This window comes from Pseudomonas sp. B6001 (genome assembly GCF_013386015.1).
Taxonomy (GTDB): Bacteria; Pseudomonadota; Gammaproteobacteria; order Pseudomonadales; family Pseudomonadaceae; genus Aquipseudomonas.
This window is the reverse complement of the sequence record NZ_JACAOX010000051.1, coordinates 289-24,026: the sequence shown is the minus strand read 5'-3', so window position 1 is coordinate 24,026 and position 23,738 is coordinate 289. Positions and strand designations below refer to the sequence as shown.

Annotated in this window: 21 protein-coding genes, 4 tRNA genes and 1 pseudogene; 14 read left to right on the top strand and 12 right to left on the bottom strand. The window is 60.7% G+C overall.

From position 1 onward, the window contains the following. The first annotated feature begins 98 nt into the window (after nt 1–98). The 4 genes and pseudogenes from HX821_RS30975 (at nt 99) to HX821_RS32140 (ending at nt 4,571) form a co-directional block, all read left to right on the top strand. On the top strand, nt 99–860 hold the full coding sequence (locus HX821_RS30975; RefSeq protein ID WP_177037346.1) for an SDR family oxidoreductase: 762 nt from the start codon (nt 99–101) through the stop codon (nt 858–860). Nucleotides 861–1,063: 203 nt separating this feature from the next. Next, nucleotides 1,064–2,488 carry a PLP-dependent aminotransferase family protein gene (locus tag HX821_RS30970; RefSeq protein WP_003217187.1) on the top strand — a complete coding sequence of 475 codons (1,425 nt, stop codon included), beginning with the start codon at nt 1,064–1,066 and terminating at the stop codon, nt 2,486–2,488. A 115-nt stretch (nt 2,489–2,603) separates the two neighbouring features. Then, nucleotides 2,604–3,710, top strand: a pseudogene (locus HX821_RS32145) (HAMP domain-containing protein); the annotation flags it as partial. Next, nucleotides 3,690–4,571 carry a methyl-accepting chemotaxis protein gene (locus tag HX821_RS32140; protein ID WP_371315662.1) on the top strand — a complete coding sequence of 294 codons (882 nt, stop codon included), beginning with the start codon at nt 3,690–3,692 and terminating at the stop codon, nt 4,569–4,571. The pseudogene HX821_RS32145 and the gene HX821_RS32140, both read left to right, overlap by 21 nt. A 36-nt stretch (nt 4,572–4,607) precedes the next feature. Here the strand turns inward: HX821_RS32140 and HX821_RS30960 are convergent, their stop codons facing one another. Together HX821_RS30960 and HX821_RS30955 are read right to left on the bottom strand one after the other, a co-directional pair. After that, entirely contained in the window at nt 4,608–5,420 is an 813-nt protein-coding gene (locus HX821_RS30960) for an alpha/beta fold hydrolase (protein WP_008431265.1), read from the bottom strand. Between the two features lie 121 nt (nt 5,421–5,541). Continuing rightward, nucleotides 5,542–6,300 carry a hypothetical protein gene (locus HX821_RS30955; protein WP_003217193.1) on the bottom strand — a complete coding sequence of 253 codons (759 nt, stop codon included), beginning with the start codon at nt 6,298–6,300 and terminating at the stop codon, nt 5,542–5,544. Nucleotides 6,301–6,670: 370 nt separating this feature from the next. Here HX821_RS30955 and HX821_RS30950 point away from each other — a divergent pair. From HX821_RS30950 to HX821_RS30935, 4 genes are all read left to right on the top strand, one after another. Next, nucleotides 6,671–6,746: transfer RNA gene (locus HX821_RS30950), tRNA-Glu, on the top strand. A gap of 3 nt (nt 6,747–6,749) precedes the next feature. Next, nucleotides 6,750–6,825: transfer RNA gene (locus HX821_RS30945), tRNA-Gly, on the top strand. Between the two features lie 104 nt (nt 6,826–6,929). Further along, nucleotides 6,930–7,005 (top strand) — tRNA-Glu (locus HX821_RS30940). 3 nt (nt 7,006–7,008) lie between these two features. Continuing rightward, nucleotides 7,009–7,084 (top strand) — tRNA-Gly (locus HX821_RS30935). Between the two features lie 99 nt (nt 7,085–7,183). Here HX821_RS30935 and HX821_RS30930 read toward each other — a convergent pair. The 7 genes from HX821_RS30930 to HX821_RS30900 form a co-directional block, all read right to left on the bottom strand. Beyond that, nucleotides 7,184–7,729: a hypothetical protein gene (locus tag HX821_RS30930; RefSeq protein ID WP_003217196.1), complete on the bottom strand. Its 546-nt coding sequence runs from the start codon at nt 7,727–7,729 to the stop codon at nt 7,184–7,186. Next, nucleotides 7,726–8,052, bottom strand: a complete 327-nt coding sequence (locus tag HX821_RS30925) for a hypothetical protein (protein WP_087695362.1) — start codon at nt 8,050–8,052, stop codon at nt 7,726–7,728. Before HX821_RS30925 ends, HX821_RS30930 begins: the two co-directional genes overlap by 4 nt. A 116-nt stretch (nt 8,053–8,168) precedes the next feature. After that, the gene (locus tag HX821_RS30920; protein WP_177037345.1) at nt 8,169–9,386 is read right to left on the bottom strand and encodes a phospholipase D-like domain-containing protein; all 1,218 of its coding nucleotides are present in this window, start codon (nt 9,384–9,386) and stop codon (nt 8,169–8,171) included. A gap of 56 nt (nt 9,387–9,442) precedes the next feature. Further along, nucleotides 9,443–10,090 carry a MotA/TolQ/ExbB proton channel family protein gene (locus HX821_RS30915; RefSeq protein ID WP_003217203.1) on the bottom strand — a complete coding sequence of 216 codons (648 nt, stop codon included), beginning with the start codon at nt 10,088–10,090 and terminating at the stop codon, nt 9,443–9,445. Between the two features lie 17 nt (nt 10,091–10,107). Beyond that, on the bottom strand, nt 10,108–12,390 hold the full coding sequence (locus tag HX821_RS30910; protein WP_008431274.1) for a TonB-dependent receptor: 2,283 nt from the start codon (nt 12,388–12,390) through the stop codon (nt 10,108–10,110). Nucleotides 12,391–12,414: 24 nt separating this feature from the next. Then, nucleotides 12,415–13,152: an energy transducer TonB gene (locus HX821_RS30905; RefSeq protein ID WP_102369636.1), complete on the bottom strand. Its 738-nt coding sequence runs from the start codon at nt 13,150–13,152 to the stop codon at nt 12,415–12,417. Between the two features lie 2 nt (nt 13,153–13,154). Further along, entirely contained in the window at nt 13,155–13,562 is a 408-nt protein-coding gene (locus HX821_RS30900) for a biopolymer transporter ExbD (RefSeq protein WP_003217209.1), read from the bottom strand. Between the two features lie 293 nt (nt 13,563–13,855). Between HX821_RS30900 and HX821_RS30895 the strand changes: the two genes are divergently transcribed. Further along, nucleotides 13,856–15,424, top strand: a complete 1,569-nt coding sequence (locus tag HX821_RS30895) for an alkaline phosphatase (protein WP_177037344.1) — start codon at nt 13,856–13,858, stop codon at nt 15,422–15,424. Here HX821_RS30895 and HX821_RS30890 read toward each other — a convergent pair whose 3' ends face one another. Beyond that, nucleotides 15,425–16,051, bottom strand: coding sequence for an alanyl-tRNA editing protein (locus HX821_RS30890; RefSeq protein WP_177021208.1), 627 nt, complete (start codon nt 16,049–16,051; stop codon nt 15,425–15,427). It lies immediately after the preceding gene. Nucleotides 16,052–16,143: 92 nt separating this feature from the next. On the opposite strand from HX821_RS30890, the gene HX821_RS30885 reads away from it, so the two are divergent. Next, entirely contained in the window at nt 16,144–17,076 is a 933-nt protein-coding gene (locus HX821_RS30885; RefSeq protein WP_003217218.1) for a LysR family transcriptional regulator, read from the top strand. A gap of 30 nt (nt 17,077–17,106) precedes the next feature. On the opposite strand, the gene HX821_RS30880 is transcribed toward HX821_RS30885, so the two are convergent. Together HX821_RS30880 and HX821_RS30875 are read right to left on the bottom strand one after the other, a co-directional pair. Continuing rightward, nucleotides 17,107–17,514 carry a PA2817 family protein gene (locus HX821_RS30880; protein ID WP_003217220.1) on the bottom strand — a complete coding sequence of 136 codons (408 nt, stop codon included), beginning with the start codon at nt 17,512–17,514 and terminating at the stop codon, nt 17,107–17,109. Between the two features lie 231 nt (nt 17,515–17,745). After that, entirely contained in the window at nt 17,746–20,193 is a 2,448-nt protein-coding gene (locus HX821_RS30875; protein ID WP_008431294.1) for an acyl-CoA dehydrogenase, read from the bottom strand. Between the two features lie 192 nt (nt 20,194–20,385). On the opposite strand from HX821_RS30875, the gene HX821_RS30870 reads away from it, so the two are divergent. The 4 genes from HX821_RS30870 to HX821_RS30855 all read left to right on the top strand — a co-directional run bounded on the left by HX821_RS30870 (nt 20,386) and on the right by HX821_RS30855 (nt 23,570). Next, the gene (locus HX821_RS30870) at nt 20,386–21,045 is read left to right on the top strand and encodes a transglutaminase family protein (protein WP_003217224.1); all 660 of its coding nucleotides are present in this window, start codon (nt 20,386–20,388) and stop codon (nt 21,043–21,045) included. A gap of 57 nt (nt 21,046–21,102) precedes the next feature. Next, a complete protein-coding gene (locus tag HX821_RS30865; protein WP_003217226.1) occupies nt 21,103–21,726 on the top strand; it encodes a glutathione S-transferase family protein in 624 nt (207 codons plus the stop codon). A gap of 135 nt (nt 21,727–21,861) precedes the next feature. Continuing rightward, the gene (locus HX821_RS30860; protein ID WP_003217227.1) at nt 21,862–22,794 is read left to right on the top strand and encodes an ABC transporter ATP-binding protein; all 933 of its coding nucleotides are present in this window, start codon (nt 21,862–21,864) and stop codon (nt 22,792–22,794) included. Beyond that, nucleotides 22,791–23,570 (top strand): ABC transporter permease, encoded by a 780-nt coding sequence (locus tag HX821_RS30855; RefSeq protein WP_003217229.1) that lies wholly within the window; start codon nt 22,791–22,793, stop codon nt 23,568–23,570. The genes HX821_RS30860 and HX821_RS30855 overlap by 4 nt, the downstream gene beginning before the upstream one ends. Nucleotides 23,571–23,738: the final 168 nt, after the last annotated feature.

Sequence of the window (23,738 nt, the reverse complement as noted above, 5' to 3'; positions counted from 1 at the left end):
CATGGTTCGCCAACCGGGCTTTTGATAGTGCTGACGCGCCGATGGTGGCTCTGGCTAGACTGGGGTCATCGAGCATCCCCATCGAAGGAACATCCACCATGAGCATGACATTTTCCGGCCAGGTCGCCCTGGTGACCGGTGCGGCCGCCGGCATTGGCCGCGCCACTGCGCTGGCGTTCGCCGCTGAAGGCTTGAAAGTCGTAGTCGCCGACCTGGACGCGGCTGGCGGCGAGGGTACTGTGGCGCTGATTCATCAGGCCGGTGGCGAAGCGGTGTTTGTGCGCTGCAATGTCACCCTCGAAGCGGACGTGCAGCAGTTGATGCAGCAGACCGTGGCCACCTATGGCCGGTTGGACTATGCCTTCAACAACGCCGGGATCGAGATCGAGAAGGGCAAGCTGGCGGACGGCAGCCTGGATGAGTTCGACGCAATCATGGGCGTCAACGTCAAGGGCGTGTGGCTGTGCATGAAGTATCAACTGCCGTTGCTGCTGGCTCAGGGCGGCGGCGCCATCGTCAACACGGCTTCTGTGGCAGGACTTGGGGCGGCGCCGAAGATGAGTATCTATGCCGCGTCCAAGCACGCGGTGATCGGCCTGACCAAGTCGGCGGCGATCGAGTACGCGAAAAAGAAAATCCGCGTCAACGCGGTATGCCCGGCCGTGATCGACACCGATATGTTCCGCCGTGCCTATGAAGCTGACCCGCGCAAAGCCGAATTTGCCGCCGCCATGCACCCGGTCGGGCGTATCGGCAAGGTCGATGAGATCGCCAGCGCCGTGCTTTATCTGTGCAGCGACGGTGCTGCCTTCACCACGGGCCAGGCATTGGCGGTGGACGGTGGCGCGACCGCGATTTAGGAAGTGAGACGGATGCCATTCAGAAAAGCGTTGGAGGCGCTGTGGGGTTTTTCCGCAGGTGGCCAGATGCCTCACCTGAATGTGTTTCACTAGGTAAATAATTCAATTAAATCAATGATTTAATAAATCTTGATCGCGGCTGTCATTGGGCTTCTGTGCTTAACTGGTTTGGGTTAAATGACAACAGTTTAAGTGAGTGGCTCATGGATTTAGGGATCGATCGACAAGCCCTTGTACCGGTAGTGCAGCAAATCGTCAGTGCGCTGGCCGCCTGGATTCGCGAGAGCGGCGCCAGCCCCGGGACGCGGTTGCCCTCGGTGCGGCAACTGGCCCACGAGAACCTGCTCAGCCAGTCCAGCGTCATCGAGGCGTTCGAGCGGATGGTTGCCCAAGGTGTGCTGGCCTCAAGGCAAGGCGCCGGTTTCTGTGTGGCCCAGCCACCCGCCGAGCGTGGTCTTCGCGGTGAAAACCAATGGTATGAGGGCGCCGAGTCGGGGTGGGGCGCCTTCATCGACAATCAACTGGGCGAACTGAAACTGGGATGCGGCTGGCTGCCGGACACCTGGCGCGAGAGCGACGATATCAGCTACGCGATTCGTGAAGTCACCCGCACCGACACCGCGGCCGTCTTCAACTACAGCACGCCGCTGGGCCTGCCGGCCCTGCGTGAACAGCTGCTCAAGCGCCTGGCGCACATCCAGGTGGCAACCCGGGTCGAGCATATCCTCACCACCCACGGCGCGAGCCACGCCCAGGACCTGCTGATCCGCACGTTGCTCAAGGCCGGCGATACCGTGGTGGTGGAAAGCCCGGGGTACGGCAACCTTTACCGCCAACTGGCCTTTCACGGTGTCAAGCTGCTGGAAGTGCCGCGCACCCGTGGCGGCCCGGACATGCCTGCCCTGGAAGCGCTGTTGCGCGGGCACCGGCCCAAGTGCCTGTTCATCAACAGCCTGTATCACAACCCCACCGGCACCAGCCTGTCCCTGGCGGTGGCCGAGCGCTTGCTGCAACTGGCCCATTCCCAGGACTTCTTCATCATTGAGGAAGACGTCTATGGCGACCTGCAACATGCCACGTGCACCCGGTTGTCGGCGTTGCCCCACGAGGACCGGGTGATCTATGTCTCGAGTTTTTCCAAGACCCTCAGCAGCGCCTTGCGGGTGGGGTATCTCACGGCCAGCGGGGCGATCATCGCGCAATTGGCCAGGGTCAAGACCTTGACCGGCATCGGCACCTCGCGGTTTGCCGAGGCGGTGGTGGCGACGTTGCTGGCCAATGGTACCTACCGCAAGTGGGTGCAACGCCTGCGCCGGCGGCTGAGCACGGAAATGGCCATGACCCTGCAGGTGCTGGAAGACGAAGAGTGGGAGGTGTTTGCGGTGCCGGCGGGGGGCATGTTCCTCTGGGCGCGCCCTGGTGTCGGCGACCGTTCCACCGTGCAGGCGCGGGCTCGCCGGCTGGGGGTGTTGCTGTCGCCGGGGACGCTTTTCAGCCCGACGGGCGAATCCAGCGACTGGCTGCGCATCAATGTGGCCTACGCTTCTGATCAGCGTGCACTGGCGTTGTTCAAGGCCATGGGGCCGGCAGGATCGACCTCTACCATTCTGAAAACGACGAGGATGTAGCTTTTTGCCATTATTGTGGCGCCAAACCCTTGTATTCAGTGCCCCGGGGTTGCGAATCTCGCTGCATCGAAACCTGGCTTGATGGCATTCGCCATTGCAAGAGGACTCAAGTGCAATGATTTCTGCCGTGCAACGACGTTTTGCCAACCTCGGTATGGCCAAGAAACTGGGCTTGGGCTTTGCCCTGGTACTGCTGTTGACGGCATTGGTGGCCGCAATTGGCGTATGGTCGCTGCAAACCGTTGGCCAGCGCTTCGAGGGCCTTAAAGCCATGTCGGCGCTCAACAGCGGCTTGCTCAAGGTGCGCTTGATCGAGCAGGACTACGCGCTGCATGCCGACCCCAAGTCGGTGGACGCCTTGCACGAAAGTGTCGACGCGTTGGCGGCCCAGGCGGTAATTCTCAAGGCCCAGTCGCCTGCCAATGTCCCGGTGATGAGCGACGTCGAGCAGGCGCTGGCGGCGTATCGCAAGGCGTTCGATGAGTTTGTCGAGCTGACCCAGACCAAGGACCTGGCGCTGGAAATGGCCAGTTGGTCGGTCTCCAGTGTCGCCAACAACCTTGATGTGTTGCAGGCCGGGCTGGCGGACGACGGCGCCTATGGCCTCAAGGAAAGCCAGGGCAAGGAAGGTGCCGAATTCATCGAGCAGGCGGGGCAGGTCAGCCAGGTCTCGCGCCTGATGCTGCAGGCCATGAACGAAGCGCACGTGCGCCTGGACCAGAGCCGCAAGGGCGATGACGAGAACGCCGAGCAAGGCAAGATCGAGCAGGCCGATCAGGCCCTGGCCCAGGTCGAACAGCTGAAAACCACCGTCAAGGATCCTGGCTACCAAACCGTGCTTAACGAAGTGTCCGGGCATATCGCGGCCTTCAGCGAAAAACTCGGCGAATACACCGGGCTGCTGGCCCAGGAAAAAGTCGTCTACAAGCAGTTGCACGAGCGCGCAGCCGAAGTGGTCACCCGGGTCAATCAGGCCTACGACGCAGAAGACCTGTCGATGCAGGCGCAGTTGAAGAAAAGCGCGTTGCTGATCATCGGTTCTTCGGCGTTGGCGTTATTGGTCGGGCTGATTGCCGCGTGGATCATTACCCGTTTGATCGTTGCACCGCTGCGCAGCGTGATTGCAGTGGCCCAGCAGATTGCCGCCGGTGATCTCAGTGGCCGCATGGAAGTCAGTCGTCGGGACGAGATGGGCCAGTTGATGCTCGCGATGCAACAGATGAGCAGCGGCCTGAGCAGCATGGTCAGCGGGTTGCAGGCGGGTATCGAGCAACTGGCCAGCTCGGCCCATTCGCTGTCCAGCGTCACCGAGCAGACCAATATCGAGGTCAGCAGCCAGAAGGAAGAAACCGAGCAGGTGGCCACGGCCATGAACCAGATGACCGCCACCGTGCACGATGTGGCGCGCAATGCCGAAGAAGCGGCCCAGGCGGCGCAGACGGCGGATGACAAGGTCGACAGCGGCCAGCAGGTGGTGCGCCAGAGCTTGCAGCGTATCGAGTTGCTGGCCAGTTCCGCGACCTCCGCCAGTACCAGCATCGAAAGCCTGAGCGCGGAGATCCAGACTATCGGCACCGTCCTTGAGGTGATCAAGAGCGTGGCCGAGCAAACCAACCTGCTGGCGCTGAATGCGGCCATCGAGGCGGCGCGGGCGGGCGAGCAGGGCCGCGGTTTTGCCGTGGTGGCCGACGAGGTGCGGGCGCTGGCCAAGCGCACCCAGCAATCGACCGAGGAAATCGAACGGTTGGTGAGTACCTTGCGCAGCGCTGCGCAGGCTTCGGTGCAGCAGATCAGGCAGAGCGGCGAACTGGTCAAGCTGGCGGTCAGTGATGCCCTGGAAACCGAAAGCGCCCTGGGCAGCATCGCGGCGGCGGTGTCGTTGATCCAGCAGATGAACCAGCAGATTGCCGCAGCGGCCGAAGAGCAAAGCTCGGTGGCCGAGGAAATCAACCGCAGCGTCACCAGCATCCGTGCGAGTGCCGATCAATCGGCGTTGAGCATGCAGGGCAATGCAGCGTCGAGCATCGAGCTGGCGCAGTTGGGTACGGAGCTTAAGGGGATGGTCGGGCACTTCCGCCTTTGATCACCGCAGGCCTGCGGCGATCAAAGGGCAGGGCGGTCAGGCGTTGTTGGCCAGGAAGGTCAGCAGCGCTTCGTTGACGAAATCGGGGTTTTCCCGGCTGGAGATATGCCCGGCGTGCGGAATCAACGTCAGCGCGCAGCCGATCAAGGCCGCCATTTCTTCTGATTCGGCCGGTGGGCGTGGCTTGTCCTGCTCGCCACACATCACCAGGGTGGTGTCGGTGTCGAGGCGCGCCAGTTGTTCCAGCACATCCGCGCGGCTGAAGATAATCCGGCCCAGGGGCACGATGCTGTGCACCAGGCGTTCCTTGGGGAAGGCCTGCAGTGCGTTGCGGAAATCCTGGTACAAGGCCGACTCCCGGTCGATACCGGGACGGAAGAAGATCGGTGCCACCACATCCAGCAGCGGTTCTGGAATGGCGCCGGCATCTTCGATCATCTTGAACAGCGAAAAGTAGTATTGGCGAGTGGCTTCCGGCTCGGCGCCCAGGTGCGTGTCCATCAGCACCAGGCTGTTGACCCGCTCGGGAGCCAGCAGCGCCAGGCGTGCGCCCCACATGCCGCCGACCGACAAGCCCACGAGGTTGACCCGGGCAATGTCCAGGTGATCCAGCAGCGCCAGGTGCTGGCGTGCGAGGTCGTCCAGGGATGCAGTGTTTGCAGGCAGTGCGCCGGACTCGCCGTGGCCCCAAAGCTCGGGGACGATCACCCGGTACTGTTGCGACAGGGCTTCGATCTGCGGCGCCCACATCTGGCTGTCCCACAGGTAGCTGGAACCGAGGAGAACGGCCGGGCCGGTGCCCTGGTCGAGGTAATGCAGCGGTTGTCCATCGATGAGCACGACAGGCATGGCGAAGCCCTTTTCGTTAACGGAGAGAGGGGCCTTTTTTACGCTATTCGAGGGGAAGGGGATAGGTGCAGAGTGATGGCATGTGGCGAGCGGGTTTGCCGCCCACCACAATGGCAGGGGATCAGTCGTAGATGGCTTTCTTCTTCCAGTCGGCGTCCGCATCCACCACTTTCAAGCCTTCGGTCAATTCGTTGACCTCGTCTTCAGCCGGTTCAAGGTTGGACAGCACCATGGAGTTGGCGCGCGCCAGCTGTTTCTCGAGCAATTGCAGCTGCTGGCTGTACACCACCGGCTCCGGTTGCTTGCGCAGGTACTGCACGCCGCGTTCGAACGCCAGGCGAGCCTGGCCCGGCTGGCCTTGTTGCAGTGCGTGCTGGCCCAGGTTGTTGAAGAACTCGATGTGCAGCAGCACCAGGATATGGCGGATTTCCTTGATCCAGTGCTTGGCTTCATTGGTCGGCAGGAAACCGTCCTGGGCCGCTCGGGTCACCTGGCCATGCAGTGCTTCGAGCAGGAAACGTACATCCTTGGCCTTGGCTTCGGTCTGGATCGGGCCTGGCGGGTTGTTCACCGGAATCGATTCGCCCTGGGCCACCAGTGCGTTGAGTTCAGTGATGCGTGCCTTGAGCGACGCATTGGACTTGTCGAGGTTCAGCAGGCGCTGATTGACGTTGAGCTCCAGGCGGGTCAGCAGCAACTTGAGTCGCGGCGTCATCAACTGGCCAGGGAAGGTCTCGGTGATTTCGCCGCAGCGGCGCAGCCGGTCATTGAGTTCGATCCGGGTCCGGTTCTTTTCCAGCTTATTGTTTTCCACCACGTGGTTCATGTAGCCAATGGCGATCAGTATTACGATCCCGGCTATTACCAGCAGGGTGATCATGAGTGGTGTCACCGGTGTGACCTCTTTATGGGGTTTGCATTGAAGTGTAGTGACTGGTGCAGTGACCGGATAGGACTGAGCGACCAGTTGCGTCAGTAGTTTCTTCTATATAGCGGGGCAGTCCCTGCGTAGATGCACATTGCCATCATTTGCTGTGGCGAACTATAGCGCCTTGTGGAACGCCAGAATATAGGCGCCAAAGCCTGGACGGCGAGAAACCCTTGCAACCCCCGTAAACCACGGCGAAGTCATTGATTTAAATAAATTTATCCTTGGGGGTTGACGACCTCCCAATCCATCCATAGAATGCGCGCCACTTACAGCGTAAAGCACACAGCGAAACGCGGTAGGGAGTGAATGTTGTACGTGTGTCCCCTTCGTCTAGTGGCCTAGGACACCGCCCTTTCACGGCGGTAACAGGGGTTCGAGTCCCCTAGGGGACGCCATATGCGGGAATAGCTCAGTTGGTAGAGCACGACCTTGCCAAGGTCGGGGTCGCGAGTTCGAGTCTCGTTTCCCGCTCCAAATTTAAGCAGTGTTGCCCTCGGGCGGCACTGAGTGAAACCAGGGCGTAATCTTCGGATTTAATCTCTGGGCACTGAAATACACACCATGTGTTTCAGTAGCGTGTCCCCTTCGTCTAGTGGCCTAGGACACCGCCCTTTCACGGCGGTAACAGGGGTTCGAGTCCCCTAGGGGACGCCATTTGCGGGAATAGCTCAGTTGGTAGAGCACGACCTTGCCAAGGTCGGGGTCGCGAGTTCGAGTCTCGTTTCCCGCTCCATATTTAACGAAAACGCCGATCAGCAATGATCGGCGTTTTTGTTTGTGGGTTTTTTGTGAGCTGGAGTGCAATGCCCCGGCCCACGTTGCGTTTGTACCGCTAGAAATTATCCATCGCGTGGCACATCGACAGCCTTCCCGACGGCGTCGGTTCAATCGGACTCCATCGTTCGGCACCTTTCGGCAGCTCAGCAAGCTCGAATGAGCAACTCCCGGACATTGATGCTCGCACCATGTAGTCCATGCCGGGCTTGGGGATAAAGGTCATGGTGTTGAAACATTGCCGGCCATATTGCGGCAACCCAAGGTAATGAAAGGCAATGGGCGTGTTCGCCGGAATCACCTGTTCGGACGACACCGCACCGTCCCAGGTGTAAATCGGCCCCGGCATCCCCAGGCTTGCACCATTGCGGTCGGCGAAGCCGGATTTGGCTGAGACCATCACGCCGGCGCCGGGAACATTCCAGTCCAGGCAGTCGCGCCCTGGCACTGCACGCACCATGCCGTCGCTGATCACGCGCACGCGCGCCGTCTCGGTGGCGGGCGGCGCCGTGTAGGCGGTGTTGAGGGAGCGGATGTTATACACCTGGCCGCAGCCGCTGAGGAGCACCAGGAACAGGGCGGGAATGACACGTAAAGTGCTCATGGCTGGCGGCAGTTCTGGCTGACCGACAGATGCGGCGCGGGCTCATGGCTGACCATCTGCAAGCCATCGGCGCCCTGGAAGATAAAATATGTGCTGCGACAATCCCTGAATGTCTGCGAGTAACCCTCAGCCCGGAATCCCTGCCCGTCGATCTTCCTGGTCACCGTATTGTCACGGCTGACCACGGCGAGTACCTGCTCATAGCTGTCGCCCATCTTCACCCCTGGCACCCCGGTGGAGGTCATGGAATTGGCACAACCTGCCAGCCCGATGGCCGCCCAAACCAGCGCCGTACCGTACAGTCCATTGCGTGTGGTGTTCATCCCTGCTCTCCATCCATGAGGTGTGCAGGGTTGGTCAGCGCAACGGCGGAAAAGTGCAACATTCATATCTGGCAATGTGACATTGCCCGCAAATCATGGGATTTGCAGGCAACGGCTCACGGCTTGCCCGGATGCGGCTCCGGGTACTCGCTTGTCACGTCCAATGCCTTGGCATACGGCCCGTCCCACAGCTGCTCGTGTAAATCTCCCACACGCTTGGCCATCGCCTCACTGCGCATCACCACTTCCAGGTTGCGCGAGTTATCGAAATAACCCCCCAGCCAGTTACTGGTGCCCACCCACGCCACTTGCCCGTCGATTTCCATGGTCTTGCTGTGGATCACCCGCGCATAAGGAATAAATCCTTGCCTGGCCTCGGGCAGCGTGACGATCTTGACCTCGACATTCGGCAGCACCGCCAGGCTTTTCAGGTACGGCAATTCCAGTGCTTCGGTGTTCCAGTTGGATACCATCAACTTGATCGAGACCCCGCGCGCTGCCGCTGCACGTACTGCATTGTCGATCATCGCGTAGTAAGGCCGGGTTCTGTCAGGTCCATAGGACAGCGGCGCGTAGTCCAGCAGTTGTACGCGCACTTCCTTTTTCGCCTCGCCCAGCAGACGTGGCAGTTCCAGCTGCGAATCACCCATACCCGGCGGGTTGTAGCGCTGGGGGCTGGCTACCAGGTAGTTGCCGGTGCGTGCCGGTGTGGCGCCTGTGGCGGGCAGGGCAACAGGCTGGTTGTCGGCCAACGCAGCCTGGGCCTGCCAGTCCTGTTCAAAAATGGCCTGGGTCTGGGCGACGACGTTTGCATCACTGATCAACAGCCCGGTTTCGTGGATATGCTCCAGCGAACGCCAGTCGAAGTTCTGGCTGCCGATAAACGCCTGCTTGCCATCCACTACCATGTACTTGGCGTGGATGATCCCGCCACTCAGCTTGCCATAGGGCAGGATGCGGAAGGTCAGGTTGGGAATGGCTTTCAGGCGCTCCAGGGTCGAGGCTTCCGACAGCCGCACGCCTTTCTCTTCCAGCAGGAAGCGAATTTTCACCCCGCGTTTGCCGGCGGCTTCCAGGTGTTCAATCACCTTGTCCATCACCGAGCCAGGATGGTCGGCCGCGTAGAACTGGCCGATGTCGATGCGGCTTTTCGCGCCGTCGAACAGCTGGATCCACACGGGGCCGGGCTGGCGCAGATCGGCGGTGCCAAGTTGGGTGTCCACTGGCACGGTGTGTACCAACTCAAATCCCGGAATTGAAAAGTCCGCCTGGGCAAGCGGACTGAGGAGCAGGCCTGCAAGGCCGGCGATACGTAATTTCAGCGATATGGACATAGGCGTCTCATCGGGCAAAAAAAGGGCGGGCGCATGATGCGCCCGCCCCGGGAAGGTCACGCAGTGCGGGTGTGCAGCGGGGTCGGTACCAGGTGCGGCACTTCACCCTGCACGCGGGCACCGGTTGCCGCGCGGATCAGCAGGATTTTCAGCTGGTCGTTGATACGCTCCAGGCTGTCCTGGAAGAAGTTGTGGAACACCACGCAGAACAGCGCGATGGCGATACCCAAACCCGTGGCGAACAGGGCCGTACCGATACCACCGGAAATCTGGCCCGGGTCGGACACACCGGCACTGGCCAGCGCCTTGAAGGTGTCGATGATGCCGAGGATGGTCCCCAACAGGCCGAGCAGCGGCGCGGCGGTGGTGATGGTTTCGATGATCCACAGGCTGCGCGACAGCGGCGCGCGGGTCTTGAGGTACTGGGTTTCGATCTCGTCGTCCAGGTCCTTGCGCGAACCATGGGACGCCTTCTGCGCCAGGATCGGCAGCACCATGCTCAGCGGCAGGCTGTCACGGCGAGTCAGGTTTTCCGGCAGGTCGCGTTCGCTGTGCACATTGGCGCCCAGCACTTCGGTCAATGCACGGGCCTGGCGGCGCACGTAGGCGAAGTAGATGCCACGTTCGATGGTGATGAAGATTGCAATCGCCAGTGCGGCGTACATCACATAAAAGGTGATTTGGTGAAGCAGGTTCATGTCCATGATGCTGAGCCTCGCAGTTAGAAATTGGCTTCCAGGGAAACGGTGACGGTGCGGTCAAGCCCAACGATGTAGGCCGGGTCGCCATCGCGGAAACCGCTGTAGCTCGCCGAGTTGGTCTTGGTGGTGTACACGCCGTCCAGGTACTTCTTGTCGAACAGGTTGTCGACGTTCAGGCGCAGGGTTGCGTCCTTGACGACTTTCTTGTCCACCGGCAGGTAGATACCGGCGCCGAGGTTGAAGATGGTGCGGGCGGAGATGGCTTCGTCGTTGGTCAGGTCGCCATAGAGCTTGCTGGTGAACTTGCCGCCGAAGGTGCCGTAGAAGCGCCCGTCGTCATAGCCGATGTTGGCCGCCAGCATGTTGGTCGGCACGTTGGCGAACTGCTTGCCGCTGGTGGGCAGCACGATCGGCTTGCCGGCGCTGTAGACGGTCAGGTCGTCCTGCTGCTTGGAGCTGGTGTAGGTGTAGGAGGTGTAGTAGTTGAAGTTGTGCGGCAGCTTGCCGCTCCACTCCAGTTCCAGGCCTTTGTTGATGACGGTGCCGGCGTTGATGTCGGCGGAATCACCGTTGCTGTCCAGGGAGGTGAGCTGGCGATTCTTGAACTGCATGTAGAACAGGGTCGCGGCGAGGGTGCTGTCTTCGCCGGTGTAGCGCCAGCCCAGTTCCTGGTTCCAGCTGAGTTCCGGCTTGGAGTCGAGGGAGCCGACGCCTTTGTCGTACAGCACGTAGTTCTGTGGAATACGCATGTTGCGCGACAGGCTGTAGAACAACTGGTCACGCTCGTCGAGCTGGTATTTCAGGCCGGCGTTGGGCAGCAGTTTGTTGTAGGTCTGGCTGGCCTTGCCGGGTTGCTCGGTGAGGCTGCCGTGGTTGGTGCCGTCACGCTCGACGTTCATGTAGGCAATGCCCGCGATCAACGTCCAGTCCGAGTTGATGTACCAGGTGTCCTGGGTCCAGACCTTTTGCGCCGGCGTCACGGTGTAGCGGTCGCGACCCTGTACGGTGTTGCCATTGGCGTCGACCACGGAGTTGCCGTCGGGCCAGGTATCGCTTGGCTTGCCGTTGTTCTTGAGGGCAATGAACGGTTGGGTCTGGCTTTGGCGGGCGCGTTCATACCAGTAGCCGAATTGCAGGCTGTGGTCGCCCAGGTCCCAGTTCAGCTTGGTGGTGATGCCCGGGCGCCAGGTCTGGGTGCGCGAAGGGCGGTAGTAGACGCCGGTGGTCGCGGAACCGTCGGCGTTGTATTGAGCCTGTGTCGGCAGGTTGCCGAGGTCGAAAACGCCGCCCTTGTTCGAGCCACTGTTCAGCGCATAGGCCGAGGAGCCCACGCCGCTGCCGTTGCCGTAGTAGTAATACGGGATCACCGAGAGGGACAGGTTGTCGCTCAGCTTGTACTGGGTGTTGAGCACGGCGGTAAAGGTCTGGAACGGGTTCTGCGCCAGGTCGTAGTAGCTGCTGACCTTGCCGTTGGCGCCCACCGCCGGTGTCGCCGGGTACGGGTCGTACTTGCGGCCGTACTGCTGGAACTGTGCCTTGGTCAACTGGCTGTAACTGTTGTTGTCCTGTTCGTGGTACTTGAGGATCAGGTTGGCGGTGTTGCCGTTGCCGGCGTCGAAGAAGCTGTTCCACTCCACCTTGTCCGCACGCACGGCACCCGAGCCGCGCCACATCTGGCCTTCGGTGTGGGAGGCCGACAGCCAGTTGCTCAGGCCGTTGACTTCACCGGTATTGAGGCGGGCGAAGGTCTTGCGGGTGGCGTTGCTGCCGACCACTTGCTTGACGAAGGCACCGGTTTCCTTGGTGGGGCGAATGGTCACGATGCCGATGTTGCCGCCGCTGGAACCGATGTGCGGGCCGTCGGCTTCCGACGAGCCCTGGGTGACGAAAATCTGGTCGATGTTTTCCGGGTCGCCCAACAGGTTGGAGTACAACGCGTAGTTGCCGGAGTCGTTGATCGGCATGCCGTCCACCGACATACCGACCTGGTCGGAGTTCATGCCGCGCATGGTGAAGCGGAAACCCGAGAGGCCGGTGTTGTCTTCACTGGAGATGTTCAGGCCCGGGGTGTACTTGAGCTTGTCGATGGCGTTGCCGGTGGCCGTCTGTTTGTCCAACGCTTCCTTGGTGATGGTCGAGCGGCCCTTGGCGCTCTCTTCCTGGACCATGTAACCGCCCCCAGCGGTTGCCTTGCCCTGTACCCCAATAGTCCCGACGTCACTGTCGCTGGTATCTGCCATGACCACTCCATGGGTCATGCTCGTCGCGGCAACGAGTGCCAGATGAATCCGGGTGAACTTCATCACTGTCGTCCTGGTGGTGTGTGCTTATTGCACGCTGTAGTTGAAGGTGGCGGTGAAGCGCTGCTCGTTACGTCCACCGAAGGCTTGTTCGGGGAACGGTTTCACCTGCTTGATACGGCGCAGGCTGTTGGTGGCGGCCCGGTTGAGCAGCATGCTCGGCGCCGGGGTCTGGATCCCGGAGTCGAGGACGCGGCCTTGGCGGTCCACCATTAACCAGACCACCACCTCGCCACTCGGGCGTTCAAGGGACGCCTGGCGCCCGGTGGGGTATTGCTTGTAGGTGTCCAACTCATTGCGCAAGCCCTTGAGGTAGCCGCCTTCCAGTGCCTGGCCGTCGACTTTCGGCGGCGCCGGTGGCGCGGCGGGTGCTGGCGTGGGAGCGGGAGCGGCTTGCACCGGCTTGGCGGCCACCGGAGCTGGCGCAGGCACAGGCGTTGGCTTGGCGACCACGGGCTTGGGCACCGGTTTTGGCTTGGGCTCAGGTTTTGGCAGTGGTTTGGGGATCGGCTTGAGTGGCGGAGGCGGAGGGGCAGGTTCGGCCTCCTCGTCTTCGATCACCGGCGGCGGTGGCGGCGGTTCTTCCACCACGGGCTCGGGGACCACTTCCGGCTCGGGCTCGACCAGCGCGAGTTCAACCGCCGACTCGTCGTACTGCGGCTGGATCTTCAGGGGTTGGGACTGGATACCCAGTGCAATCAGCACCAGGGCGATCAGGGCCGGGACACTGCCCAGCAGCCGACGCGCACGAAACAAGGCATACATGATCAGGACTTTTTCGTGGCGATGGAGACAGAGGTAAAGCCACCCAGGCGCAGGGTGTCCATCACCTCGACCAGGCGCGACACTTCCACGCCTTTGTCGCTGTTGACGATGATCGTCGACTTGGTGTCTGGCTTCTCGCCGGCCTTGAGTGCAGGCACCAGCGCGTCGACGGTCAGGTCCTTGCCATCGAGCTGCAGCTGACCTTCCAGGCCCAGGGTCAGGATGAATTTATTTTGCGGCTTGAGCTGCTGTGAACTGCTGGCGCTCGGCAGCTGAGTCTTCATGCCCAGGGCCGGAATCACGTTCAAACTCACCAGTACAAAAAACACCAACAGGAACATCATCACGTCGATCATCGGGATCAGTTCGATGTGTGCCTTGCGTTTTTTGGGTTCATCCCAAGTTCTCATTCCGCTACCCCGCAGTTGATTAGGGGCGACACGCTAGCAACCAAAAATGACCGAATGGTTAACTTTAATTTAAGCTTTTAAGGCTCTAGGACGCGTCTTACAGACGACTCGTAGGTCTATTTATCTACGTAATGAAACTGACACGACGCGGGTACATTCTTGGAGAATTTATTTCGCGAGTCCCCCTGCATGAGCATTGCACTGCCGCATTTATCCACCCTGCTGCCAGTGGTAAGAACGCTACACAAGCATTTGTTTTGGTCGGTGCGGGATGCTTGGAAGGAGCGCAGTTGATGAGTGTGAATCACGATCGCCGTCGCGTACTGGGCGGGCTTGCAGTTGCCACGGCGTTTTCGATCCTCAGCCCGTTTGCCCGTAGTGCAGGCATCGACTATCCCTTCACCCTTGGTGTGGCGTCAGGCGATCCATTGCCTGATGGTTTCGTGATCTGGACGCGCCTCGCGCCGCTGTTCAATGCCGCCGACGGTCGGGGTGGCCTGAGCCGAGCGGTGCCGGTGCGCTGGAAGGTGGCCCGCGATGCAGCGATGACGCGCGTTGTGCGCCAGGGCGAGGTGATGGCCAGCGAGCGTTTCGCCCATTCGGTGCATGTGGAAGTCGCCGGGCTGGAGGCGGGTCGACCTTACTGGTACCAGTTCGAAGGCCTCGGTGCGCAAAGCCCGGTGGGCCAGTCGCGCACGGCGCCGGCGGTGCATGCCATGGCATCAGCGCAGTTGGGTTTTGTCTCGTGCTCCCATTGGGAGCGAGGCTACTTCAGCGCCTATCGGCATTTGGCCGCCGAGCAGCCTGACCTGGTGTTTTTCCTCGGGGATTACATCTATGACAGTTCCTACGCGGCTGATTCCGGCAAGATCATTCGACCCCACGGCAGCGGCAATGCGTTGAATCTGGTGGATTACCGCAACCGCTACGCCCTGTACAAGACCGATCCGGATTTGCAGGCACTGCATGCTGCGGCGCCCAGTGTGGTCACCTGGGACGATCACGAAGTGCAAAACGACTATGCCAGCCAGTGGTCCCAGGACCCGAACATCCCGGTGACGAGTTTTCTCAAGCAGCGGGCGGCGGCCTACCAGGCCTTCTACGAGCACATGCCGCTGCGGGCGAGCAGCCTGCCGCGCGGGGCGGACATGCGCCTCTATCGGCGTTTGGACTACGGCCGGCTGGCGCGTTTCCATGTGCTGGATGGGCGTCAGTACCGCTCCGAGCAGCCATGCATCCTGGCCAATGGCAGCCACAAGGGACATGTGGCCGCGAACACCTGTGCTGACCTGCGCGATCCCCGTCGCACCATGCTCGGCTGGGAGCAGGAGGCTTGGCTGGATCAGGGGTTCGCCGAGTCCCGGGCACAATGGAACGTGATCGCCCAGGACCTGTTGGTCGCGCCGCTCACGCAACGTGACCTGACCAACCACAAGCCCGGCCGCTGGACAGATGGCTGGGATGGTTACATGGCCAACCGTGAGCGGATGCTTGCGTCGATGGTGCGCAGAAAGGTGAATAACCCGGTGTTCTGGGGCGGCGATATTCACTCGTTCTGGACGACGGACCTGCACGCTGACGCAGGGAATCCGGATTCGCCCGTGGTCGCGACCGAGTTTGTCGGCACGTCGGTGACGTCTGACGGGCCACCATTTGATGCGTTCAGTGCGATCCTGCCCCTCAATCCCCATGTGAAGTTTTTCGACAGCCGCCAGCGCGGCTATGTGTCGGTGGCGCTTGAGGAGAGGAATATGCTGACGAACTTCCGGGTGATTTCCGATGCCCGGGATCCGAACGCCAGCGTCTCGACCCTCAAGTCGTTTGTGGTGGAACCGGGCAGGGCGGGGGCGATTGCGGTTTAGTCAGTTCAGGGTATAGCGCACAGACAATGCACCCTTTTTCTCGGAGAGGGCCAGGATCGTCACCTGACCCACGTCCCCCAATGCCTGCACGTGCGTGCCGCCGCAGGCATAGGCCGGCAGGTCGCCAAAACCCACTTGCCGCGTACCGTCATCCAGGGCCATATGGCGCGGCAGGTTGGCGGCGATCCATTGGTCGACTTGCCGCTGGATCGCCTCGGCGTCCATGGCCTGGGCCGAGGTGCCGCGAATAAAGGTGATCTTGCCTTCGCCCGGCCAGTGATGAGCCTTGATCGGCATCCAGCCCAGGGTTTCACCGGCATTGCCGATCAGATGCCCGGCCGAGTGCAGGCGCGTGTGCAAGGTGCGGCGGTCTTCATCGACGCGTGCCTGGATCACGCCGGGAGCCACGGGGCGGTCTACGTAATGCACGACATGATCGCCTTCCTGCACCACCTTCAACACCTGGCTTTCCCCGAGCCAGCCGGTGTCGGAGGGCTGGCCGCCACCTTGTGGATGGAAGATTGTGGACTGCAGGATTACCGCAAACTGGTTATCAAAAGGTGTGCATCCCAGCACTTCAAGTTCGGCATTCAGGTGGTCATGGGTAAAAAACAGGCGCTGGGTCATCATTTATATCCGCATCAGGGGTTTCTAACCGGCAGTATAAGAAGTGCGCCAATGGGTGATAATCCGTTCAAATCTCAATGGACTTGTGCGTCATGAGCATCAATCTTCCCTTACCGCTGCTGGGCGAAATGGCGATTTTCGTCAAGGTGGTGGAAACCGGCAGCTTCTCCGAGGCTGCGCGCCAACTGGGAGCATCACCGTCCTCCGTGAGCCGCAGCATCTCACGCCTGGAAAAGGCCCTGGCGACTCGCCTGTTGCAACGCACCACGCGCAAATTGCGCCTCAGCGAAGGCGGCGAAGAGGTGTTCAAGCGCTGCCAGGAAATGGTCAGTGCTGCGCGGTCGGTGATGGAAATCAGCGGCCAATACACCCATGAAGCCGAAGGGCTGGTGCGGGTCAGCGTGCCCAAGGCGGTGGGGCGTTTTGTGGTGCATCCGCATATGCCGGAGTTTTTGCGGCGTTATCCCAAGGTTGACGTGCAGTTGATCCTGGAGGACCGGCATGTGGACCTGATTGACGACAATGTCGACCTGAGCATCCGCATCACCGACAGCCCGCCGCCGGGGTTGGTGGGGCGCCAGTTGCTGCCGATCGAGCATTTGATCTGCGCCACGCCGCGGTACCTGGCGGAGCACGGTACGCCGCAGCATCCCCATGATTTGCTGGAGCACAGTTGCATCTACCTGGGTGAGACGCCGGGGGATGCGCGCTGGAAGTTTCGCCAGGGCAGCAAGGCGGTGACGGTGGGCGTGCGCGGGCGGTATGCGGCCAATCACACAGGCGTGCGGCTGGATGCGGTATTGCAACATGTGGGGATTGGCAGCTTGCCGTATTTCACGGCGCGGCATGCGCTGGAAGCGGGGGAGGTGGTGCAGGTGCTGCCGGGGTGGGATTTCATTGCGTCGTACCACGGGGATGCGTGGCTACTGCATTCGCCGACGCGGTACCTGCCGCCGAAGTTGCGGGTGTTTATTGATTATCTGGTGGAGTGCATGGCCAAAGAGCCGACGCTGAAGAAACGGTAGGAATACAGTTTAAATGTGGGAGCCCTGAAATCAGTGCTTGGGCTGGTCATTGGACATGGCCAACAACTGCTTTTCCTGGTTCCAGTCGAACGGTTCGTCGTTCTGTTCAGCTTCGAAGCGACGTTCTTCCAGGGCCTGGTACAGGTCCAGCTCGTCGTCGGGCATGAAGTGCAGGCAGTCGCCACCGAAGAACCACAGCAGGTCGCGCGGTACCAGGTGAGCAATTTGCGGGTAGCGCAGGATGACCTGGCTCATCATGTCCTGGCCCAGGTACTGGCTTTCGATCGGGTCGATGGGCAGCAAGGCGCGCAGTTCATCGAAGCGCTCCAGGAACAGGAGGTGGCTTTCCTCGGGAACCTGTTCGGCTTCGCCGACGGCAACCAGGATGCTGCGCAGGTGGTCGAGCAAGACGAGATGATCGGCAACGACGTTGGACACGAGATAAGTCCTCAAGAGCAAAACGGGCGCGAGAGTATATAGCTCGGTGCCTTGCCTCACAAATACGATTCCTTTTGACGAGTGGCTGTTGTTGTCAGGCAAGGCGCCGCGACGAGTCATAGCTTGCTATGGCGAGGAGCGGCAACGCAGCATGACGACAACAGACGCCGTCAAAAGGGATCAGTATTTGTGAGGCAGGGCACTCTACCCGTTTTTATATGACCGCTGGGATCAGCGGACTTTTCCCTCAGCCTGGCTCAGTTCTTCCTTGCTGAAATCATCCACGTCGATCACCTTGCGCCGCGCCGCTTCAGCGTCACGCAGGGTCTGCGCCTCGGCCGGTTGCAGCACGCCGGCATGCAGCGCGGCATCGATGGCGTGTTCGCCCGCGGTCGGTTTGACCTGGCCGCTCTTGAGGCCTTCGTGGAGTTTTTTCTGCAACGGATGGCTGTCGGCCAACAGGTCGTAGGCGTGTTGCAGGGCGCCCACCGGATCTTCTGCGGACTGTGGGCGATAGCAGCCCGCTAGTACCGCTTCCAGGGTCGGGTCACCCTTGGCGCGACCAAGCACTGCGGCCACCTCGGCATCCAGCGCATCGGACGGGCCTTTATGACGGCGGCCGAACGGGAACACGATCACCCGCAACAGACAACCCAACACCTTGCTCGGGAAGTTGGTCAGCAGTTCATCCAGTGCACGCTCGGAGTGGCCAAGGCTCTCTTCCATGGCCCAGGCGAACAGCGGTTCCAGGTGGTCTGGCGAATCCAGGTCGTGATAACGCTTGAGTGCAGCCGATGCCAGGTACATGTGGCTCAGCACATCACCAAGACGTGCCGACAGGCGTTCGCGTCGTTTCAACTCGCCGCCCAGCAGCATCATGCTCAGGTCCGCCAGCATCGCAAACGCCGCGGCCTGACGGTTGAGTGCGCGGAAATAGCCCTGGCTCAGGCTGTTGCCCGGAGCCTTTTCGAAGTGACCGAAACCGAGGTTCAACACCAGGGTGCTGGCGGCGTTGCCTACGGCAAAGCCGATGTGCTGCAGCAGCAGGCCGTCGAATTCCTTCAGCGCCTGGTCATGGTCTTCGCGACCGGCCAGGGCCATTTCCTTGAGCACGAACGGATGGCAACGAATCGCACCCTGGCCGAAGATCATCAGGTTGCGCGAGAGGATATTCGCGCCTTCCACGGTGATGAAGATCGGCGCGCCCTGCCAGCTGCGACCCAGGTAGTTGTTGGGGCCCATGATGATGCCCTTGCCGCCGTGTACGTCCATCGCGTGGCTGATGCATTCGCGGCCGCGTTCGGTCAGGTGGTACTTGAGGATCGCCGACAGTACCGAGGGTTTCTCCCCCAGGTCGACCGCGTTGGCGGTGAGCATCCGCGCGCTGTCCATCAGCCACGCGTTGCCGCCGATGCGGGCCAGGGCTTCCTGGATGCCTTCAAAGGCCGCCAGCGGTACGTTGAACTGCTCACGCACCTGGGCGTACTGGCCGGTCACCAGGCTGGTGAACTTGGCCGCGCCCGTTCCGACGGCAGGCAGGGAAATCGAACGGCCTACCGACAGGCAGTTCATCAGCATCATCCAGCCCTTGCCGAGCATTTCCTGGCCACCGATCAGGAATTCCAGCGGAATGAAAACATCCTTGCCGGAGTTGGGGCCGTTCATGAACGCGGCGCCCAGTGGCAGGTGACGGCGGCCAATTTCAACACCCGGGGTGTCGGTGGGGATCAGCGCGAGGCTGATGCCCAGGTCTTCTTTGTCGCCCAGCAGATGATCCGGGTCATGGGCCTTGAAGGCCAGGCCGAGCAAAGTCGCTACCGGGCCGAGGGTGATGTAGCGTTTTTCCCAGTTCAGGCGCAGGCCGAGGGTTTCCTTGCCTTCCCATTCGCCTTTGCAGATCACCCCGGTGTCGGGCATGGAGCCAGCATCGGAACCGGCCAGTGGGCCGGTCAGGGCAAAGCACGGGATATCGTCGCCACGGGCCAGGCGTGGCAGGTAATGGTTGCGTTGTTCATCGGTGCCGTAGTGCAGCAGCAATTCGGCCGGGCCCAGGGAGTTGGGGACCATGACCGTGGAGGCGAGGTCGCCGCTGCGGGTTGCCAGCTTCATCGCGACCTGGGAGTGGGCGTAGGCGGAGAAGCCTTTGCCGCCGAACTCCTTGGGGATGATCAGGGCAAAAAAGCCATGCTGCTTGATGTGTTCCCAGGCGGCGGGGGGCAGGTCCATGGCCTGGCCGATTTCCCAGTCGGTGACCATGGCGCACAGTTCTTCGGTAGGGCCGTCGATGAAGGCTTGTTCTTCTTCAGTCAGTTGCGCCTTGGGATAGGCCAGCAGCTTGTCCCAGTCGGGGCGGCCGCTGAACAGCTCGCCGTCCCACCACACGGTGCCGGCGTCGATGGCGTCGCGCTCGGTCTCGGACATCGGCGGCAGGACTTTCTGGAACCAGTTGAACAGCGGCGCGGTGAAGTACTTGCGGCGCAGGTCCGGCAGCAGCAGCGGGGCGGCTACCACGGCGATCAGTACCCAGAAGATCAGCAGCAACCAGCCTGGTGCGTGGCTGAAGGCGCCCATCGCCAACAGGTAGACGGCGACCACGCCGATGGCGGGCAGGGGCGCGATGCGCCGGTGCGCCAGGTAGGCAATGCCCACCACCAGAACCAGTATCCACAACAACAGCATATTCAATCCTCCGTGAAACCAGGTGCGAAATCACCTCAGAGCTTAGTCGGCATCCGAACAAGCGGGGTGACGAGGGTGTTACGTGGTGTGCCGGCAATGATCAGCACCAGGCGCCGACATTTGGCCGAATCGTCGTTATCCCAGGTGCATGCCTGTGGTTAGACTCAGGGCTTGCTCTCTGAGATTAACCTCATGAATGCGTACTTGAATCCCGGCCGCTTCATCGATAGTGACCACCCTGCGGTGGTGGAGTTCGCCGAAAAACATCGCGGTTCGAGTGCCGCACTCCGTGACCAGGCAGTCAGTCTTTACTACGCTGTGCGCGAGGCGGTGCGCTATAACCCCTATACCTTCAGTCGCGACCCGCAAACCCTCAGCGCGAGCTTCGCACTGGCGGCCGGCGAGAGTTATTGCGTGCCCAAGGCAACATTGCTGGCGGCGTGCGCAAGGCACTGCGGGATCCCGGCGCGCATCGGCCTGGCCGACGTGCGTAACCACCTCTCGACGCCCCGTTTGATCGAGCTGCTCAGAAGTGACGTATTTGCCATGCATGGCTATACCGAGTTGTATCTGGACGGCCGTTGGGTCAAGGCCACGCCGGCGTTCAATCAGCAACTGTGCGAACTGTTCGATGTGCCGCCGCTGGATTTCGATGGCGTTCATGACAGTGTTTTCCACGCCTTCAACCGCAAGGGCCAGCGCTCCATGGAGTACGTGGTGGACCATGGGCAATTTGCCGAGGTGCCCGAGGAATTCTTCTTCGCCCACATCCAGAAATGTTACCCGCACCTGTTTGGCGAGCAGATGCCGATCCTGCTGGGGGACATGCAGAGTGATTTAAGCCGGACGTGATCCGGCGTATGCTGCCCCGGCATTCATCCAACCATCTTTTTCAAAATCGGGGCGGTCATGCTGAAAATCTGGGGTCGTAAAAATTCGTCAAATGTCAGGAAAGCACTGTGGTGCGCCGAGGAGCTCGGCCTGGACTATGAGGCAATTGATGCGGGCGGGGCTTTTGGTGTGGTCGACACGCCGCAATACCGCGCGCTGAACCCCAATGGCCGGGTGCCGATGATTGAAGATGGCGACTTTGTGCTGTGGGAATCCAACACCATCGTGCGCTACCTGGCCGCCAAACATGCGCCGGATTCGAACTGGTACCCCAGCGAGCTGCAAGCCCGGGCCAACGCTGAAAAGTGGATGGACTGGACCACCTCGACCCTGGCCGAACCGTTCAAGACCGTGTTCTGGGGCGTGCTGCGAACCCCGGCTGAAAAACAGAACTGGGACACCATCAACGCCGGTCGCCAGGCCTGCATCGATGTTTTGCAGACGGTGGATCAGGCCTTGGCCACGCAACCTTACCTGTCCGGCAGCGAGATCGGCATGGGCGATATTCCCTTGGGCAGCTTCATTTATGCCTGGTTCGAAATGCCCATCGAACGCCCGTCGATGCCTAACCTGGAAGCCTGGTACCAGCGGCTGCGCCAGCGTCCGGCCTATCAGAAATCGGTCATGACCGCGTTGACCTGATACCGACTATTAATACGGGTTACTGTACTTGTGCGGCGCGGACAAGCACCATGCTTGTCACGCGCAGCCGTTGTATTCCGTGCGGTCTGCCCTCATGTAACAATTCTATTCCTCTTCTTTGGTGCGTAATCCGATATGAGTTCCGCTCTGTCCATCCGGCAGCTAACCAAAACCTACGGCAACGGTTTCCAGGCCCTGAGTGGTATCGATCTGGACGTCGCCGAAGGTGATTTCTTCGCCTTGCTCGGCCCCAATGGCGCCGGCAAATCCACCACCATCGGGATTCTCTCGACCCTGGTCAACAAGACCACCGGTACGGTGAACATCTTTGGCAACGACCTGGACAAATCCCCGGCGGCGCTCAAGCGCAGCATCGGCGTGGTGCCCCAGGAGTTCAACTTCAACCAGTTTGAAAAGACCTTCGACATCGTCGTGACCCAGGCCGGTTACTACGGCATCCCGCCGAAGATCGCCAAGGAACGCGCCGAGCAATACCTCACGCAACTGGGCTTGTGGGACAAGCGCGACGTGCCTTCGCGTTCCCTGTCCGGGGGCATGAAGCGCCGCTTGATGATCGCTCGCGCCCTGGTTCACGAACCGCGCCTGCTGATCCTCGACGAGCCGACGGCGGGCGTGGACATCGAGCTGCGTCGTTCGATGTGGACGTTTCTCACCGAGCTGAACCAGAAAGGCATCACCATCATCCTCACCACGCACTACCTGGAAGAGGCTGAGCAGCTGTGCCGCAACATCGGCATCATCGACCACGGCACCATTGTCGAAAACACCAGCATGCGTAATTTGCTGAGCCAGTTGCACGTCGAGACCTTCCTGCTCGACCTGAAAAACGACATGACGGTTGCGCCCCAGTTGATCGGCTACCCGAATCGCCTGGTGGACAGCCACACCCTGGAAGTCCAGGTGGACAAAGCCGTGGGCATCACCGCGCTGTTTGGCCAACTGGCTACCCAGAACATCGAGGTGCTGAGCCTGCGTAACAAAACCAATCGCCTTGAGGAGTTGTTTGTGTCCCTGGTGGAGAAAAATCTGGCGAAGGTGGCGGTATGAGTTCGGAACTGCAACCCAACCTTGTCGCGCTGCAGACCATCGTTTATCGCGAAGTGAAGCGCTTTACCCGGATCTGGCCGCAGACCTTGCTGCCGCCGGCGATCACCATGGTTTTGTACTTCGTGATCTTCGGTAACCTGATTGGTCGGCAGATTGGTGATATGGGTGGATTCACCTATATGGAGTACATCGTGCCAGGGTTGATCATGATGTCGGTGATTACCAACTCCTACGGCAACGTGGTGTCGAGCTTTTTTGGCAGCAAGTTCCAGCGGTCCATCGAGGAATTGATGGTGTCGCCGGTGTCGCCCCATACGATTTTGATCGGCTACACCCTGGGCGGTGTGCTGCGCGGGTTGATGGTTGGGGTGATTGTGACGTTGCTGTCGCTGTTCTTTACCCATTTGCAGGTGCATCACCTCGGGATCACCCTGTTGGTGGTGGTGCTGACGGCGACTATCTTTTCGTTGCTGGGGTTCATCAATGCGGTGTTTGCGCGCAACTTTGATGATATTTCGATTATTCCGACGTTTGTTCTTACGCCGCTGACGTATCTGGGTGGGGTGTTTTATTCGATCACCTTGCTGCCGCCGTTCTGGCAGACCGTGTCGTTGGCTAACCCGGTTTTGCATATGGTTAACGCGTTTCGCTATGGGATCCTGGGCGTTTCGGATATCAAGATCAGTGTGGCGATCACCTTTATGCTGGTGGCGACTGTGGTGCTGTATGTGGGGTGTGCGCGGTTGCTGGTGAGTGGGCGTGGGATGCGCACCTAAGCGTTGAGATGTGATGAGAAACGGCCTCCAGATGAGGCCGTTTTTTTTTGGCGATTGGTTTGAGTACATATCCGTTTTTTCGGTAACGGCCACCTATGGTTCCGCTCTTACAGCGGCTCACTTTGGAAAAGCCCCAAAGTAAGCAAAGGGCTCTGCCCCGCCTGTCGG